Here is a 17,060-nt window from a genome sequence, read left to right as displayed (position 1 = left end):
CCAATCAAACACAGCAATTTGCTGTCAATCTCCCGTTGGACGACAGCCTTGGCCGGTTGGTCGAAATGGACCATGGTCGGGTTATTCGCCCTGCCGGATATTCGCCGGATTGAGTCCATAGTCCGTCAGCTTTTTGCGCAGGGTGTTCCGGTTGATCCCAAGCAGACTGGCCGCGCGTATCTGATTGCCATCCACACTGCGTAAGGTTTCCCGTAGCAGCACTGGCTCAACGATCGCCAGCATATCGTCATGTAGTGTTTCCCGCGGCGTCTGGCCGACACCCAACTGGCTACGAAGCCATTCCCGCATGGACGCGGCCAGATTATCCGCACTGGCGCTGGCATGCGCGCCCGCAATGGAATCGAGCGAGAGATTTTGCCGGACGATCTCGCCCGTAATGACATTTTCCCGGCTCAGCACGGCCATACGCTGCATCAGATTCTGTAGTTCACGCACATTGCCCGGCCAATGATAGCCACCGAGCAATCCTGCGGCATCGTCGGCCAGGGTCTTGCGCGGCAGCCCCTCATTGGCAGCGATATCCAGGAAATGGCGGGCAAGGAGAGCGACATCCTCGCCGCGCTCCCGCAACGCGGGCAAGGAGATTGGGACCACGTTAAGGCGATAATAGAGATCTTCGCGAAAACGGTTCTCGGCGATCAGTGCAGGCAATTGCTGATTGGTCGCAGCGATGATGCGGACATTGACCTTGACCGGCGTTGAACCGCCAACCGTGGTAACCTCTCCCGATTGAAGCACGCGCAGCAGCCGCGTCTGGGCCTCCATGGGCATGTCGCCAATTTCGTCCAGGAACAGCGTGCCGCCCTCGGCCTGTTCGAATTTGCCGGCGGTCCGGGTATGCGCGCCGGTAAAGGCGCCGCGCTCATAGCCGAACAGTTCGGCCTCGATAAGTTCGCGGGGAATTGCGGCCATGTTGATGGCTACGAAGGGCTTTGCCCGCCGTCGGCCGAGACCGTGGATGGCCTGCGCCACCAGTTCCTTGCCGGTGCCGGACTCGCCGAGCACCAGAATGCTCAGATCGTTGGAGATGACCCTGGCGATCGTCCTGTAAACTTCCTGCATCGCCGGAGAGCGGCCAACCAGCGGCATGCCGTCGTTGCTGGCGCCGAGCGAGTCTCTTTCCTCGTCGCCATCCGACTGCTGACGGATGGTGATGGCGTCGGCCACCGCGCGGGTCAGTTCATTCAGATCGAAGGGCTTGGGAAGATATTCAAAGGCCCCCTTCTCCGTGGCGCGAACGGCAGTGTTGAGGGTGTTTTGCGCAGACAGGATGATCACGTTCATGGCCGGATCCTGCGCGATCAGATCCGCAACCCCTTCCAACCCATCCCCGTCCGGCAGCATGACGTCGGTGATGAGGACGTCCGGCGCAAAATCGCTCATAAGGGCTGTGCGCTCTCTTATGGATGCGGCGGTTTTGACCTTGTGCCCTTGACGCCGGAGCGCCTCGCCCACCACGATGCAAATGGCGGGATCGTCATCGACGACCAGAATCTTGCCGGTGGCTTGCCCCATCATCCCATCCCCATCGGAAGCAGGATGCGAAAGGTCGTCTCGCCTGCATCATCGTCCCGCATATGCTGCACAAATCCGTTCATGTCGCGCACGAGCTTGTCTACGAGCGCCAGTCCAAGCCCCTGCCCGTCGCGTTTGCCCGTGATGAAGGGATTGAAAAGATGATCCCGGATATTCTCCGGCACGCCGGGACCATTGTCGATCACCAATATCTCTATCGGCAGGACAGCATTACCCTTGCCGCTGCCCATCATGACGGAGACGCCGTGACGGAAAGCGGTGACGATGCGGACCTGCGGCTTCTCTACGCCCTCCAGCGCCTCCGCCGCATTTTTGAGGAGGTTGATCATCACCTGCACCAGCGCATCGTCATTGATGATCGCGAAAGGCAAGGAGGGATCATATCTCTTGGTGATCTTGATATTCTGACCGAACCCTGCCGATGCCAGCCGTGCGGCTCTGTCGATCAAGGGGTAAATATTCTCCGGCCCGCATGTCAGGGGACGGTCGGTCGTGAAATCCTGCATGCGGTCGATCAGCGCCGCAATCCGATCGACTTCATTGCATATGAGTTGGGTGAGGGTCGATGCGCCAGCGTCATTCTCGCTTTCCAGCAATTGGGCAGCGCCCCTGATGCCGGAGAGCGGATTCTTGATCTCATGCGCCAGTATCGCCGCGGCGCCCATGGCCGATCGCGTTCCGCCGGCTGTGCGGCGCTGAGCGATTTTCTGCGCCTCGCTCTGCACATGGATGGATACGACGCGCCAGCCCTCATGATCGGGAATTGGCGCGACCATAAGGTCGACCTCCATCGCCGCGGTCCGTCCGGCATGAACCTGCACGTCATAGGCGGAAAGCGGCTTGTCGGTGTGCCAGATATCGAAACGGCCCTGGACGTCCGCCATGCGGATGGTGCGCGTAATATCGCTGCCAACAATGGCTGATCGCGCCATATTCAGCAGGGTTTCTGCCCGGACATTGGCGTTGGCGATCCGGTTGTCCGGGTCGACCACCAGGGTCGCCACCGGATAGGCGGTTACGATATCAGCGAGCGATGGCTGCTCGCGGCCCTGTCTGCTAGGGGGGGCCGGCCCGACGGCCACCGTCAAGCGGCCGCGCGCGCCAGAAAGGGATCGTAGAAACGGGCGAGCATGGCCAGCGCCTTGTCCGCATCCGGTTCCTGATTAACGGCATTGCGAAATTCCGCCGAACCGGGCAGCCCCTTTGTGTACCAGCCGATATGCTTGCGCGCCATGTTGACGCCAGTTTCGCGCCCATAATGGTCGAGCATCGCGCGATAGTGGCCGGAGATCACCGCATATTGTTCATCGATCGATGGGTCCGGGCGGCGCTGGCCGCTGGCGAACCAGTGCATCACCTGCCCGATCAGCCAAGGCCGGCCATAAGCGCCCCGCCCGATCATGACGCCATCGGCACCGCTCTGCGCCAGCGCGGTCTCAGCATCCTCGATCGAACAGATGTCGCCATTGACGATGACCGGAAGCGAAACGGCGTCCTTGACCTTCCGTACGAACGCCCAGTCGGCAGAACCCTTATACATCTGGTTCCGGGTCCGGCCATGTACGGTGATCATCTTTGCACCAAGATCCTGCGCGATGCGGGCCAGTTCCGGGGCGTTGAGGCTGGCATGGTCCCAGCCCATGCGCATCTTGACCGTTACCGGCACATCGACAGCCTTGACGGTGGCTTCGATGAGGGCGGCGGCGAGAGGCAGGTCGCGCATCAGGGCGCTGCCCGCATCGCCATTGACGACCTTCTTCACCGGGCAGCCCATATTGATATCGATGATCGCGGCGCCCCGGTCGGCGTTAAGCTTTGCTGCCTCTGCCATCTCAACGGGCGAACATCCGGCAAGCTGCATCGACACCGGTTCCTCCACCGGGTGCCAGGCGGCCTTCTGCAATGACTGGCGGGTTTCGCGAATCATGGCCGCGGAGGCGATCATCTCGGTCACGTTGAGGCCGCAGCCATAGCGCCGCACGAGAGTACGGAACGGCATATCGGTCACGCCAGTCATTGGCGCGAGGATAACGGGGGAGTCGATAATGACGCCGCCAATGGAAATGGACTTCAACTGCTGCATTGCTCTGCCTAAAAATCAGGCAGCGCCTTAGCCTGTATAGGGCAAATCAGCAAGATACTGGCGGGACCCATCCTGCTGGGCTATGCGGCGCGTCATGACATTGGGGTCCATCGACGGCGCAACTATCGCCATTATCGTCGCAGCGGGCCGAGGCGAGCGCGCCGGTGGCGATATCCCGAAGCAATTTCGCAGGATTGGCGGCAGGGCGGTGCTGGCCCATGCCTTTGACCGGCTGGTCGAGCATAGCGAAATCGATGGGATTCTGCTTGTGACCGGTGAGGGGCAGGAACAGGCTGTCATGGAGGCGATGGGTGGGCGTAGCCCGATCGCGACCATCCTTGGCGGCGCCACCCGGCAAAAATCGGTGCGCGCCGCGCTGGAGCATCTGGCGTCGGCAGGATCACCTTCCACGGTATTGATCCATGATGCGGCGCGGCCCTTTCTTTCCTCCGCCGTTATCGACCGGCTGCTCGGCGCGTTGGATGATGCCAAGGGAGCCATTCCGGTTCTTCCGGTCGTGGATACGATTGCGCTGGGCGACAATGTCCTGGGCGAAGTTGTCGACCGGTCGGTGATCAACCGGGTGCAAACCCCTCAGGCATTTGCCTTCGCGGAAATTCTGGCCGCGCATCGGCTGTGGAGCGCTGAAACGGATGCCACCGACGATGCGCAGATATTGCGTGCGGCGGGTCATGACGTCGCGCTCGTTATGGGTGATCGAATGCTTGAGAAACTAACATTGCCGGAGGATTTCTCCGCGGCGGAGAAGGTTTTCGCCGGAAGCCGGAGCATGCGCACCGGTATGGGATATGACGTTCACCGATTGGTCGAGAAGGAAGAATTGTGGCTGTGCGGAATACAAGTTCCGCATGACAAAGGATTGTCCGGGCATAGCGACGCTGATGTAGCGTTGCATGCGCTGGTCGATGCGTTGCTGGGCGCGCTGGCCGAAGGCGATATTGGCAGCCACTTTCCGCCATCTGACCCGCAGTGGCGGGGCGCGGCGTCATGGCGTTTCCTGGAATTCGCCCGGCAGCGGGTGGAGGCGCGGGGCGGCGTGATCTCTCATGTCGACCTGACGATCATTTGCGAGCGGCCGAAGGTTGGTCCGTATCGGGATGCGATGCGGGCACGGGTTGCGGAACTGCTAGGTGTTTCGATAGGCCGGGTCAGCGTAAAGGCCACCACGACTGAACGGCTGGGTTTTACTGGCCGCGGTGAAGGCATTGCCGCACAGGCGATTGCCACCCTCTCCCTTCCCGACATAGAGTAGCCGGATGCCCGATACGATCCTTCCCCCAGAACTTGTGCGCAAGGCTCAGGATGTGGTTGCCGCCAACCGCCGGGCGGGACGCACCATTGCGGTCGCCGAAAGCTGCACAGGGGGGCTGGTGTCGGCCGCGATCACGGAAATTCCGGGATCGTCGGAGGTTTTCGACGCCGGTTTTATCACCTATTCCAACGGCATGAAGAATGAAGTCCTGAAGGTATCGCACGATGTGCTTGATACTTTCGGCGCGGTTTCCATCGCGACAGCCTGGGCGATGGCGCAGGGCGCGCTGGAGAAATCGCACGCGCATGTGGCTGTTGCGATCACCGGAGTTGCCGGTCCTGGCGGCGGGTCAGACAATAAGCCGGTGGGCACGGTCGTATTCGCGCGTGCGGAAAGAGGCTCAAGCCCGGACAATGTTGTCGCGGATATGCGGCATTTCGAAGATAATGGGCGCGGTGGCGTCCGCCTTCAGGCCGCGTTGGTCGCGCTCGATTTGCTGCTGCCAGACTCGCCCGTTCCGTAGAGCGCCACAGCCCGCGCCTCAAATGCGCCAATCATCTTGCGCAGGGCGCTGTCGAACATCTGGCCGGCGATCATCTCGAACAGCTTGTTCTTGAATTCAAACGCCACCTCGAAATCAACCAGCACGCCGTCCCCGTCATCCGGCCGGAAGCGCCAATGGTTGTGAAGATGCTTGAGAGGGCCATCGACATAATCGACATGGATCTCCTCCGGGCGGCGCTTGTTGACCTTTGACGTCACCGTCTCCCGCAGGCCCTTGAAGCCCACGATCATGTCCGCGACCATTTCGGTCTCGCTATCCGAGCGCACCCGGATCGCGCTTACCCAAGGCAGGAAGTCTTCGTAGCGCTGGACGTCCGCGACAAGGTCGAACATCTGTTCAGGAGTATAGGGAAGACGCCGCGTTTCCTTATGCGTGGGCATTGGCGGCCTTTGCCAGTTGCGCCTCGCGCGCGGCGCGCATTTCCGCGAAATCCTTGCCCGCATGATAGCTGGACCGGGTGAGCGGACTGGCGGCGACCTGCAGGAAGCCCTTCGCCCGCGCGATTGCGGCATAGGCGTTGAAGGTCTGCGGGGTCACGAAATCCATGACCTTGGCGTGCTTCGGCGTGGGCTGCAGATACTGGCCCATGGTCAGGAAATCGATATCGGCCGAGCGCATATCGTCCATCACCTGATGCACCTCCAGCCGTTCCTCGCCCAATCCGACCATGATGCCGGACTTGGTGAAGATGGACGGATCAAGCCGCTTCACCATCTCCAGCAGACGGAGCGAGGCATAATAGCGCGCGCCGGGCCGGATCGTCGGATACAGGCGGGGGACGGTTTCCAGATTATGATTATAGACGTCCGGCCGCGCCTCCACGATGGCGGCTACGGCGGCCTCATGTTTGTTGCGGAAGTCAGGCGTCAGGATTTCGATCGTCGTGTCCGGCGTCGTTCGGCGCAGTTCATTGATAACCTTGACGAATTGTGATGCGCCGCCGTCCGGCAGATCGTCCCGGTCGACCGAGGTGATGACGATATGCTCCAGGCCCATTTCCGCAGCAGCCTCCGCCAGATGCATCGGCTCCAGCGGATCGACCCGGCGGGGCATGCCTGTCTTGACGTTGCAGAAGGCGCAGGCGCGGGTGCAGGTGTCGCCCAGGATCATCACCGTGGCGTGCTTTTTGCTCCAGCATTCGCCGATATTGGGGCATGCGGCCTCCTCGCAGACGGTCGCAAGGCCCTTTTCGCGCATCAATTTCTTGGTTTCGACATAGCCGGGGCTGGTCGGCGCTTTCACGCGAATCCAGTCGGGCTTGCGCTGGCGGGGCTGCGGCGTGTCGATGCGGGAGATTTCGTTCATTGCGTTCACATAGCGATCCCCATCGAGTCTTGCCAGTGCCGCGCGCGCATCCTAACGCCTGTGCCAGTTAGGAGCATCTACGATGACCGATTTCAATGGCATGCTGGCCGGTTACCGGCGTTTTCGCGAAACAGGCTGGGCGCAGCAGCGTGAACGCTGGGACGAACTGAGCGAAGGGCAAAGCCCCAAGGTGATGGTGATCGCCTGCTCCGACAGCCGGGTCGATCCGACGCAGATATTCGACACCAGTCCCGGCGAGATTTTCGTCGTACGGAATGTGGCTGCGCTGGTTCCTCCTTTTGAGACCAATCCCGGCCACCATGGCGTGTCTGCGGCGCTGGAGTTTGCGGTGCAGGTGCTGAAGGTCGGCGAGATCGTGGTGATGGGCCACGGAAAATGCGGCGGATGCAAGGCCGCGCTGAGCCAGGAGCTGAAGGATGCCCCTCCCGGCGAAGGCGGCTTCATCGCCAACTGGATCGACCTTCTGGACGGCGCACGGGAGAAGGTGGTTGCCGAATATGGTGATGACCGGGGCCGCGATGCGCACCGGGCGATGGAGCAGGAAGGCGTGAAGGTGTCGCTCGACAATCTGCGCACCTTCCCCTGCGTCCGGTCCAAGGAACGCAATGGTAGCCTGAAGCTGGTCGGCGCGTTCTTCGCGATCGCGGACGGACAATTGCATGTGCTGGACGAACAGAGCGGCGCGTTCTCGCCCGCCTGAGCCGGTTCCGGCAGGAGAGGATAAGCCATGTCGTCCAACGGAGCGCCCAGCGGCAATGTCGCCCTGCTGATCGATGCGGACAATGCGTCGGCGGCGCATTTCGACCCGGTGCTGACCGTACTGGCAGAGCTGGGCACGGTGAATATCCGCCGCGCCTATGGCAATTGGAGCAAGCCCGCGCTCAAGACATGGGCGAACCTGTCCATTACCCAGGCGATCGAGCCGCAACAGCAGTTCGACCTGACCAAAGGCAAGAACGCCACCGATATGAAGATGACGATCGACGCCATGGACCTGCTGTTCAGCGGCCGGGTTCAGGGTTTCGGCCTGATGTCGAGTGACAGCGACTTTACGCCACTGGTCACGCGGATCAGGCAGGATGGCATTCCCGTCTATGGCTTCGGCACCGCCAATACGCCGGAGGGATTCCGGCGGGCCTGCACGCGGTTTATCGACGTTGCCGCGCTGGGTGGGCGAGAGACGGCCCCTGCCGAAGCCTCCCAGGAATTGACGGCGGGCGCGGCGGAGGCCCCTGCCCCGCTCAAGCTTGATGATGAACTTATCAAGCTGCTGGTCGATGCTTATGACAGCGCCAAGCGGGACGAACGGGGCTTTGCGCTGCTCGGCACGGTGGGTCAGCTCGCGGGGAACCGGTCCAGCTTTGATTCGCGCAATTATGGCTTCAAGCGGCTGTCCGACCTTATGGAAGCCGTGCCCAATTTCGTCACGGAAAAGCGCGAGGGCGGGCAAGTCTATGTAAAGCGGGTGCGGTAAGTGGCCGTAATCGCCCGGCATCTGTTGATAAGCGGCAGAGTGCAAGGCGTGTTTTACCGCAACTGGACGGTGGACACCGCCAAGGGACTGGGCCTGACCGGATGGGTGCGGAACCGGATGGACGGGTCCGTCGAGGCGGTGGTGCAGGGCGAAGCCGATGTGGTCGAGCGGTTTGTCGCGCTGGCGCATGACGGGCCATCGGCGGCGCGGGTCGCCGGGATTGCAGTAAGCGATGCCGCCATGACCGAACTGACGGGATTTGAGAAGCGCGCCACGGTGTGACAGCCCGGCTTCCGGCCGGATTGGCAAGGATACAACAGCCTTCACTTTCCCGCGCCTTCGGGTCGCCCGGCCGTCTCCTGCCCCTCGATTGAAAAGAGGATGATCGAGCGAAGTTGCGGAAGTTGCGGGTTGTGACGCGTTTCGAGCGGCAAAGTCGCAGAAAAGTCGCATGTTGGTCTCACATACGTCGCGTGTGCGTCTCATGTAGGTCGCACTCAGGCCCGCCTCCTTCGTCATCCCGCACCTGATGCGGGATCTATTGGCTCCACGACGGCGTGACTACACAAGCGCCTGCGCCCATGGATCCCGGATCAAGTCCGGGATGACGGCGGTTTATTAGACCGAACGATGTCCGCACCTGTTCGTGATTTGTCGTTCCTATCAGCGGATCGTGGATGCCATTCCATGCGCGAGAGTAGAGCATCGAGGCCAGTGTGTAGGACAGGAATTTGGCTTTTTCCGCTGGGTCTCAAACAACCAGACGCGGACGTTTTGAATAGCATTGTGCTCCTGCGGAGGCAGGAGCCTAGGGTTATATCGTACTACCGCAACCCTGGGTTCCTGCGTGCGCAGGAACACGTCGCTTTTGAAAAGCGGTCAGTCCCCTCTCCACCCCTTCGTCATCCCGCACCTGATGCGGGATCTATTGGCTCCACGCCGGCGTGACCGCACAAGCGCCTGCGCTCATGGATCCCGGATCAAATCCGGGATGGCGGCGGTTTATTGGACCGAACGACGTTCGCCGGCCCTCTATCCCGCCTCTAACGCGTCAGCTTCTTATAGGCCAACCGGGTTGGGCGATCCGCCGCGTCGCCCAGGCGGCGGCGCTTGTCTTCCTCATAGGCTTCGAAATTGCCTTCGAACCATTCGACATGGCTATCGCCCTCAAAGGCGAGGATGTGTGTCGCCAAGCGGTCAAGGAAGAAGCGGTCGTGGCTGATGACCACGGCGCACCCGGCGAAATTCTCGATCGCTTCCTCAAGCGCGCCCAGCGTTTCCACGTCGAGGTCGTTGGTCGGTTCGTCGAGCAGCAGGACGTTGCCGCCCTTTTTCAGCATCTTGGCGATGTGGACGCGGTTGCGCTCACCGCCGGACAGCTTGCCGACATTCTTCTGCTGATCCTGCCCCTTGAAGTTGAACGCGCCGACATAGGCGCGGGTCGACATGTCGTGGCCGTTGACCTTCACATAGTCGAGGCCGTCCGAAATCTCCTCCCAGACATTCTTCGACCCGTCGAGATGGTCGCGGCTCTGATCGACATAGCCGAGGCGCACGGTCGAACCGATGTCGATCTCACCGGAATCGGGCTGCTCCTGACCGGTGAGGAGCTTGAACAGGGTCGATTTACCCGCGCCGTTCGGACCGATCACGCCCACAATGCCGCCCGGCGGCAGCAGGAAGGAGAGGTTTTCGAAAAGCAGCTTGTCGCCATAGGCCTTGGAGATGTTCTTGGCCTCGATCACCTTGCCGCCAAGGCGCTCAGGCACCTGGATGACGATCTGGGCCTTGCCGGGCGAGCGATTTTCCTGACCAGCGACCAGTTCCTCGAACTTCCGGATACGGGCCTTCGATTTGGTCTGACGCCCCTTCACGCCGGCGCGAATCCACTCCAGCTCGTCATTGATCGCCTTCTGGCGGCCGGTGGCCTCGCGGTCCTCCTGCTCTAGACGCTTGGCCTTCTTCTCCAGATAGGTGGAGTAGTTGCCCTCGTACGGGAAATATTTCCCGCGATCGAGTTCCAGGATCCAGCCGACGACATTGTCGAGGAAGTATCGGTCGTGGGTGATCATCAGCACCGAACCCGCATATTCCTTCAGATGGTTTTCCAGCCAGGTGACGCTTTCGGCGTCGAGATGGTTGGTCGGTTCGTCCAGCAGCAGGATGTCCGGCTTCTGGATCAGCAGGCGGGTGAGCGCGATGCGGCGCTTTTCACCGCCCGACAGGTTCTCGACGCTCCAGTCCGACGGCGGGCAGCGCAGGGCCTCCATCGCGATTTCCAACTGGTTGTCGAGCGTCCAGCCGTCAACGGCGTCGATCTGCTCCTGCAGCGTGCCCATTTCCTCCATCAGGGCGTCGAAATCGACGTCCTCCGGCGGATCGGCCATGATCATGCTGATCTCGTTGAACCGGTCCATCTTGTCCGCGATGTCGCGCGCGCCGTCCTTGACGTTTTCCAGCACCGTCTTGTTCGGGTCGAGCTGCGGCTCCTGCGGCAGATAGCCGACGGTGATATTCTCGCCCGGCCACGCCTCACCGCTGAAATCCTTGTCGATGCCGGCCATGATCTTGATCAGGGTCGACTTGCCCGCGCCGTTGGGGCCGACAATGCCGATCTTGGACCCGCGATAGAATTGCAGGTTGATGTTGCTCAGCACCGGCTTCGCGGCGCCGGGGAAGCTCTTGGTCATGCTCTTCATGACATAGGCGTATTGCGAGGAGGCGGACATGGGTTCGGCTGCTCCGGAATGTGCGGATAGGGGGAATCCGGGCCGAGTTAGCGAAGGCGGGGCGCGTTGGCAAATGGCGAAATGCCGGTTAGCATGGCCGCCATGCAGAAAATCGCCCTCCCCGCCGCCGCCCTGTCCCTCCTCATCGCCAGCCTCGCCCATGCCGCTCCGCCTGCTCTCGACAAGGGGCCGGATATGGTCCCCGCCACCCTCTCCAATGTGGCGGCGATGCGCGAGGCGGCGTTGCGTGACGATGTGGCCATGGACATTATCGAGGGGCTGACGACCGAAGTCGGACCCCGCCCGGCCGCAACGGCAAAAGAAGCGGAGGCAAGGACCTGGGCCGCCGCGAAGCTGAAGGCGCTGGGTTTCAGCAATGTGCGGATCGAAACCTATATGATGCCCGCCTGGGTGCGCGGCGAGGAGGAGGCGAGCATCGTCGCCCCCTTCCCGCAAAAGCTGATCGTCGCGGCGCTGGGCAACAGCGGGTCGACCGGCAAGAAGGGGCTTGAAGCCGAAATCGTCTATTTCCCGACGGTCGCCGATCTTCAGGCCGCGCCGGACGGCAGCCTGAAAGGCAAGATCGCCTTCGTCAGCAACCAGATGATGCCGACACAGGATGGGTCGAGCTATGGCGCTTATGGCATGGCGCGCTTCGTGGGGCCGAACATGGCGGCCAAGAAGGGCGCGGCGGCGATCGTCATCAAATCGATCGGCACAGACCGTCATCGCATGCCGCATACCGGCGTCACCCGGTTCGAGGAGGGCGTGCAGCCGATTCCCGCGGCCGCCCTGTCCGGCCCCGACGCCGATCAGATCGAACGCATGGTCAAGCGCGGCAAGCCGATTACGATGAAGCTGCTGCTGACGCCGCAATTCAATGGCAAGCAGGAATCGGGCAATGTCATTGCCGAAGTTCCGGGCAGCGATCCCTCGGCTGGCATCATCATGGTGGCCGGCCATCTCGACAGTTGGGATCTGGGCACCGGCGCCATCGACGATGCGGCGGGCGTCGCCATCGTCAGCGCGGCGGCGAAGCGCATCATGGACGCCGGAACCCCGCGCCGGACCATCCGCGTCCTTCTCGCCGGGGCGGAGGAAGTCGGGTCGTATGGCGGCAACGCCTATTTCGAAGCGCACAAGAGCGAACTGCATGTCCTGACGTCTGAATCGGATTTCGGCGCGGATCGCATCTGGCGCGTCGACTTCGCCTTCCCCGAATCCGCCAAGGCGGTTGCGGACCGAATCGCAACAGCGCTCATCCCCCTTGGGATCGGCAAGGGAGAGCATCCGGCGTCCGGCGGCGCGGACAATGCGCTGTTCGTGAAAGCCGGAGTCGCGACGGTCGATCTGCAGCAGGACGGCACCCGTTATTTCGATCTGCATCACACCGCAGATGACACGTTCGACAAGGTCGATCCGCAACAGGTGCGGCAGAATGTGGCGGCCTGGACCGCCATGCTGGCAGTGGCCGCCAATGCCCCGGAAAGCCTGTCCGCAAAGTGAAGTTTGCTGATAGACAACATGTCATCGCCGCTAACCTTCGTTTCATCGACCCAAAAAAACATTGATTTGTGCACCGCACACGGTAATGCCGGTCACTCGCGTCGGGCCTGAAACGTCCGCGCGGCAAATGCTATGGGAGCCATACAAGATGAAGAAGATCGCCATTGTTTTCGCTTCGGCCGGCCTGATGGCGCTCGCCGCTTGCGGTGGGACGCCCGCCAACGAGACCGCGAACGCTTCTAACGAAGCCATCGAAAATGTTGTGGACAACGCCGCTGCTGTTGCAGACAACGCCGCTGACGTGGCTGCGAACGCTGCAAATGTTGCGGAGAACGCTGCCAACGCGATGTAATTTCGCGTCAGCACAGTTTTCGGAAAAGGGGTGGACCGCTCATATGGTCCGCCCCTTTTTCATTTCCGGGCAAGGGTCTTCTTGCAACCGGGCATATGCTGAAGAACATTATGCCCCGCGACGCGATTCCGCGCTTCGGAAAGGGACGTAATGAGAATTGCCGTGATTGCGCTGTGGCTTCTGCTGACGGCGATTGCTCCTCCGGTCTTGGCGGGAGAGCGCGACGGAACGAAACGCACCGCCATCATGATCGCCTTCCCCCCGGAGCGCGCCGCTTTGGAAGGCGCGATAGCCGATCGCAGGGACGAAACCGTCAACGGCAAGATTATCGTCACGGGCACGCTCGCGGGCAAACCAGTAATCCTGATGGAAAGCGGCGTAAGCATGGTCAACGCCGCCATGAACGCGCAGTTGCTGATCGACCGTTTCGCCGTGTCCCGCATCCTGTTTTCCGGCATTGCCGGCGGAGTCGACCCGTCCCTGCATATTGGCGATGTCGTCATCCCGGACAGTTGGGGACAATATCTGGAAGTGCTGATGGCGCGCGAAACGGCGGACGGTTTTGCCCCCGTCGCGGCGCTCACTGACGGCGGCAGGCCCAATTACGGCATGATGCACCCCCGGCTGGTCACCACCAGCAGCACGGCCACGGGGCCTGTGACGCGCGCATCCTTTTCCGTCGACCCCACCCTTCTCGCTTTGGCAAGCAAGGTCGCCGGGGAGATTCGGCTGAACCAGTGCGCGGCGGCGGCGCAGCAATGCCTGGACCGGAAGCCTGTAATCGTGGTTGGCGGGCAAGGCATTAGCGGTCCGGCCTTTGTCGATAACGCTGCGTACAGAAGCTATCTGTTCGACACATATCGTGCCCGCGTGCTGGATATGGAGAGCGCCGCTGTCGCGCAGGTCGCCTTCGCCAATGGCATCCCCTTCCTTGGGTTTCGCAGCTTATCCGATCTGGCCGGAGGGGATGCGGAGGCGAACCAGATGCACGCATTCATGGCCCTGGCGTCCGCCAATTCCGCGGCGGTGATCACGGCTTTTTTGGCTGCCCTGCCCGACTAACCCATATGGAATCACTACGGCCTGAGCCGTCCTTCAATCTCGAATAGCTATGTCGAGGGGCGTATCTGGAGGCTTCCTGATATTGGAGGATGCCTTGCCACATTCGCGCAACCCGATCGGCGTCGATATCACCCTTCGCCTCTGCGGCGCGTCCATGCTTGCAGCGGTTTGGTTCGCAGGGCGATCATTCTCCCCGATTGTTACCGCCAGCCGTCCCGAAACAGTGTCTCCGCCGGAACTGGCGATAGCCATGGCCCTGTTCCTGTCGGCGAGCATCAGCGCTGTGCTGATGATGCTGGGCCTGCACCTGTTCGATCATGTCGAGGTGGCGGAACGCTGGAGATACTGACCGGAGGGACCCACCCCTCCCCACCAAAAAAAAGTGGCAGGAAACCAAGGGATTTCCTGCCACAGTCTACCCACTCGGAGGAGCCGGGATCAGTATTTCACGCGCAAACGTGCATACCAAAAGCCACCGTTGATCCCGAAGGGACCCCCGTTGCGTGGATAGACTTGCCCGTCGGCAAGACTGTTGGTGGATAGGAAAATCGGGTTGGTCGCCGATGCTGTGATCCGTTCAGGATAGGTGTTGAACAGATTATTTGCGCCGACCGTCAGCGTGTAGCGATCCTGGAAGGTGTAGCTGACGTCCAGATCGGTCGTGAACTTCGAACTGAAGCGTTGACCCGGATAGTCGGTCTCCACCTGCCACCAGCTATGATAATTTTCACGCGCATTGATCGTGAAATCGCCGATGGTCCAGTTCGCGGCGAGATTGGCCCTGTGGTTGGGCGCCAGATGCGCGACATTGACGATCTGGTCCGCGCCGATGACGGCGGGATCATAATTGCTCACTTTGCTCTTATTATAGTTATAGGCCAGTGTGAGGTTCAGCTTGCCGCCCGCCAGATCGGTCCGGTAGGTGCCGACGACATCGACGCCGCGCGTGATCGTATCAAAAGCATTGGTGAAATAATTGACGTCGCCTCCCGCACCGACAGCGGCAAGCGCCGGTAGCGCGGCAATGTCTGCGGCGGTGACGCTGAATGTCTGGGAGATGCCGATCCGGTCCCGCACCTTGATGATGTAGCCGTCCACGGTGAGCGTGAAGGCCGGTGCGGGGTTCAGGACGACGCCAAGGCCGAAATTGGTCGCTTTTGCCGGTTTGAGCGGTTGACCGCCGTAGAATTGGGCGATCTGGCTGGTGACGGGGTAAGTGCCGGTCTGAACCTGGTTACCGGCGCGGAAGTTTGTGGTCAGGATCTGCACGCTGTTCTGCCCCGGCGAAGGCGCATGAAAGCCGGTGCCGACAGTGCCGCGAAGCGAAAGCCCGTCGGAGAATTTATAGATCGCATTCGCCTTGCCGACTGTGGCGCTGCCGAAGCTGTCATAATGTTCGTAGCGTCCCGCAACGCCAACGGTCAGGCGATCCGTGATGTCGGTTTCCGCCGCGCCATAGAAGCCATAGCTTTTCTGCGAGTAGGAACCGGCCGCCTGCGGACTGGTGCCGCCATATCCGCTGGCCGCAGGAGGCATGGTGACGGTGGAATCGAAGGCATAGGTCCCAGGACCGGTCGGCACGTAGAGATTTTGCACGGCATACGGCCCGGCGGCGTAGGATTGAAGATCGCCCTCGGTCTGTTCGTAGGTTTCCTTTCGATATTCGGCGCCGAAGGCCAGCGTTACGGGGCTGGCCAGGCCGGCTAGCTCGACGGGATAGGTGAGGTCGAGCGTTGCGGTGAATTCCTTCTGGATCAATTTGCCGAATTCAAATTCGGTCTGAGTTTGCGGCCCGAAGGACGGACTGAGCGAGTTATACATGGAAAGGTCGAGCGAATTGCGCGCGAGGCTGGCGGCGATGTCCCAGGTGAAGCCTGAATCCGCCTTGCCCTTATAGCCCAGCGTTCCATAGGCCTGATCGGTGATGCCGATGAAGCGCGGCGTAAAGCCCGCGGGATACAGCGCCGTGAAGTTGTAGACGTTTCCGTCTTTCACGAAACCTCCCGCCGGGCAGGACGCATTGCCGGCCGGGCATTGGGTCAGATAGATGGGATGGGCGAATGCCGAATTGGCGCCCAGGTCGGTCAGCGTAGTCGTCGCGCCATTGTCGATCTGCAATCCGGTCGCGCTGATTGGGGAACGGTAGTTGAAGCTCTGATCGCCTTTCGAATGCGCCACGTTCACAAACAGATAAAGGTTGCTGTTGTCGGTGACGTCCAAGCCGGAATTCAGGAGCAGCTTATAGCCCTTGCTGGGCGATGATCCCCAGATCTGGACCGGGCCGGGATAATTGGGAAGCTGCGTCGCCAGTGACGGATTATTCTGAGCGAACACCAGCGCGATGGGGCGGGTCTCCCCGCGGCTCGTGCCATTGTCGTCAAAATATTCGCCGCTGAGGTTGATGAAGCCGATCTCGCCAAGCTTCACACCCGCATTCGCGGCGATCTGGCGGCTCTTTCCGTCTCCGCCATTGTCATAATATTGGCCGTAGCGCGCCTGGATTTCCAATCCGGCGTCTTCACGCAGGCCATAGTTGAGCACGCCTGCGATTGCATCCGACCCATATTGCGCTGTTGCGCCGTCGCGAAGCACCTGGAGATTGTTGATCGCGATCGCTGGGATGGCCGAGATGTCCGACCCCTGCGAGCCGAAGGACAGGCCAGTGTCGCCGCCGACAAACACCTGCACCAGCGCCGAGCGGTTATACCGCTTGCCGTTGAGCATCACGAGAACCTCGTCGCCCGGCAGGCCGCGCAGAGACGGGGCGCGTACGAAAGTGGAGGCGTCCGAAATGGTGTTCTGGCCGACGAAGAAGGACGGGATGATGTTCTTCACCGCGTCCAGCATGTTGGCGGCCGGCTGGGACGTGATTTCCTGAGCGCTGATCACATCGACCGGAGAGGCCGAATTGGTGGCGCTGCGGTCTGTCCGCCGCGTGCCGATAACGACGATCTGTTCGCTGTCCGCAGTCCCTGCGCCGCTTGCCGGAGGCGCCGATTGCGCGAGGGCCGGCATCCCCGAAACCGCCGCGGCGGCCAGCATGCTGGTGCCCAGCAGCCTGGCGGCCACCGTTCCCCTTGTCATATGTCTGATCATATATTCCCTCCCTTAAATATGCTCGCATGTGAGCAGT

General features: G+C 61.3%; 16 protein-coding genes. 9 read left to right on the top strand and 7 right to left on the bottom strand.

Going from position 1 to position 17,060, the window contains the following annotated elements; translation table 11 throughout:
- Window positions 1–81 precede the first annotated feature (81 nt).
- Genes ntrC through dusB form a run of 3 tightly spaced genes read right to left on the bottom strand, consistent with a single transcriptional unit; the run spans window position 82 to window position 3,640 of the window.
- Window positions 82–1,536 carry a nitrogen regulation protein NR(I) gene (gene ntrC / locus KFK14_RS12070; RefSeq protein WP_212611136.1) on the bottom strand — a complete coding sequence of 485 codons (1,455 nt, stop codon included), beginning with the start codon at window positions 1,534–1,536 and terminating at the stop codon, window positions 82–84.
- Window positions 1,536–2,645: a two-component system sensor histidine kinase NtrB gene (locus KFK14_RS12065; RefSeq protein WP_070153251.1), complete on the bottom strand. Its 1,110-nt coding sequence runs from the start codon at window positions 2,643–2,645 to the stop codon at window positions 1,536–1,538. Before KFK14_RS12065 ends, ntrC begins: the two co-directional genes overlap by 1 nt.
- Entirely contained in the window at window positions 2,642–3,640 is a 999-nt protein-coding gene (gene dusB, locus KFK14_RS12060; RefSeq protein WP_212607806.1) for a tRNA dihydrouridine synthase DusB, read from the bottom strand. Before dusB ends, KFK14_RS12065 begins: the two co-directional genes overlap by 4 nt.
- Before the next feature lie 82 nt (window positions 3,641–3,722).
- Here dusB and KFK14_RS12055 point away from each other — a divergent pair, with 82 nt between their 5' ends.
- Both KFK14_RS12055 and KFK14_RS12050 read left to right on the top strand, forming a co-directional pair.
- Window positions 3,723–4,913 (top strand): bifunctional 2-C-methyl-D-erythritol 4-phosphate cytidylyltransferase/2-C-methyl-D-erythritol 2,4-cyclodiphosphate synthase, encoded by a 1,191-nt coding sequence (locus tag KFK14_RS12055; protein ID WP_212607805.1) that lies wholly within the window; start codon window positions 3,723–3,725, stop codon window positions 4,911–4,913.
- Window positions 4,914–4,917: 4 nt separating this feature from the next.
- A complete protein-coding gene (locus KFK14_RS12050) occupies window positions 4,918–5,436 on the top strand; it encodes a CinA family protein (protein WP_070153242.1) in 519 nt (172 codons plus the stop codon).
- Here KFK14_RS12050 and KFK14_RS12045 read toward each other — a convergent pair.
- Together KFK14_RS12045 and lipA are read right to left on the bottom strand one after the other, a co-directional pair.
- Window positions 5,382–5,858: a type II toxin-antitoxin system RatA family toxin gene (locus KFK14_RS12045; RefSeq protein WP_212607804.1), complete on the bottom strand. Its 477-nt coding sequence runs from the start codon at window positions 5,856–5,858 to the stop codon at window positions 5,382–5,384. The two genes, KFK14_RS12050 and KFK14_RS12045, sit on opposite strands and share 55 nt — an antisense overlap.
- A complete protein-coding gene (lipA, locus tag KFK14_RS12040; RefSeq protein ID WP_212607803.1) occupies window positions 5,845–6,783 on the bottom strand; it encodes a lipoyl synthase in 939 nt (312 codons plus the stop codon). The genes KFK14_RS12045 and lipA overlap by 14 nt, the downstream gene beginning before the upstream one ends.
- An 82-nt stretch (window positions 6,784–6,865) precedes the next feature.
- Here lipA and KFK14_RS12035 point away from each other — a divergent pair, with 82 nt between their 5' ends.
- From KFK14_RS12035 to KFK14_RS12025, 3 genes are read left to right on the top strand one after another with little or no spacing between them, the layout of a single operon-like run.
- Window positions 6,866–7,504, top strand: a complete 639-nt coding sequence (locus KFK14_RS12035; protein WP_212607802.1) for a carbonic anhydrase — start codon at window positions 6,866–6,868, stop codon at window positions 7,502–7,504.
- Window positions 7,505–7,531: 27 nt separating this feature from the next.
- Window positions 7,532–8,278, top strand: coding sequence for an NYN domain-containing protein (locus KFK14_RS12030; protein WP_212607801.1), 747 nt, complete (start codon window positions 7,532–7,534; stop codon window positions 8,276–8,278).
- Entirely contained in the window at window positions 8,279–8,560 is a 282-nt protein-coding gene (locus KFK14_RS12025) for an acylphosphatase (protein ID WP_212607800.1), read from the top strand. It begins immediately after the preceding gene.
- A 761-nt stretch (window positions 8,561–9,321) separates the two neighbouring features.
- Here KFK14_RS12025 and ettA read toward each other — a convergent pair.
- Window positions 9,322–11,007: an energy-dependent translational throttle protein EttA gene (ettA, locus tag KFK14_RS12020; protein WP_212607799.1), complete on the bottom strand. Its 1,686-nt coding sequence runs from the start codon at window positions 11,005–11,007 to the stop codon at window positions 9,322–9,324.
- Between the two features lie 102 nt (window positions 11,008–11,109).
- On the opposite strand from ettA, the gene KFK14_RS12015 reads away from it, so the two are divergent.
- The 4 genes from KFK14_RS12015 (at window position 11,110) to KFK14_RS12000 (ending at window position 14,276) form a co-directional block, all read left to right on the top strand.
- Window positions 11,110–12,513: a M20/M25/M40 family metallo-hydrolase gene (locus tag KFK14_RS12015; protein WP_212607798.1), complete on the top strand. Its 1,404-nt coding sequence runs from the start codon at window positions 11,110–11,112 to the stop codon at window positions 12,511–12,513.
- 148 nt (window positions 12,514–12,661) lie between these two features.
- The gene (locus KFK14_RS12010; protein WP_070153221.1) at window positions 12,662–12,865 is read left to right on the top strand and encodes a hypothetical protein; all 204 of its coding nucleotides are present in this window, start codon (window positions 12,662–12,664) and stop codon (window positions 12,863–12,865) included.
- Window positions 12,866–13,015: 150 nt separating this feature from the next.
- Window positions 13,016–13,927, top strand: coding sequence for a 5'-methylthioadenosine/S-adenosylhomocysteine nucleosidase (locus KFK14_RS12005; protein WP_212607797.1), 912 nt, complete (start codon window positions 13,016–13,018; stop codon window positions 13,925–13,927).
- A gap of 94 nt (window positions 13,928–14,021) precedes the next feature.
- Window positions 14,022–14,276, top strand: coding sequence for a hypothetical protein (locus KFK14_RS12000; protein ID WP_212607796.1), 255 nt, complete (start codon window positions 14,022–14,024; stop codon window positions 14,274–14,276).
- A gap of 89 nt (window positions 14,277–14,365) precedes the next feature.
- On the opposite strand, the gene KFK14_RS11995 is transcribed toward KFK14_RS12000, so the two are convergent.
- Window positions 14,366–17,023 (bottom strand): TonB-dependent receptor plug domain-containing protein, encoded by a 2,658-nt coding sequence (locus tag KFK14_RS11995; protein WP_212607795.1) that lies wholly within the window; start codon window positions 17,021–17,023, stop codon window positions 14,366–14,368.
- Between the last annotated feature and the right edge of the window lie 37 nt (window positions 17,024–17,060).

The organism is Sphingobium phenoxybenzoativorans (genome assembly GCF_018286635.1).
GTDB lineage: Bacteria > Pseudomonadota > Alphaproteobacteria > Sphingomonadales > Sphingomonadaceae > Sphingobium > Sphingobium phenoxybenzoativorans.
Note: the sequence above shows the minus strand (reverse complement) of the source record. Positions and strands in the feature narration are given on the sequence as shown.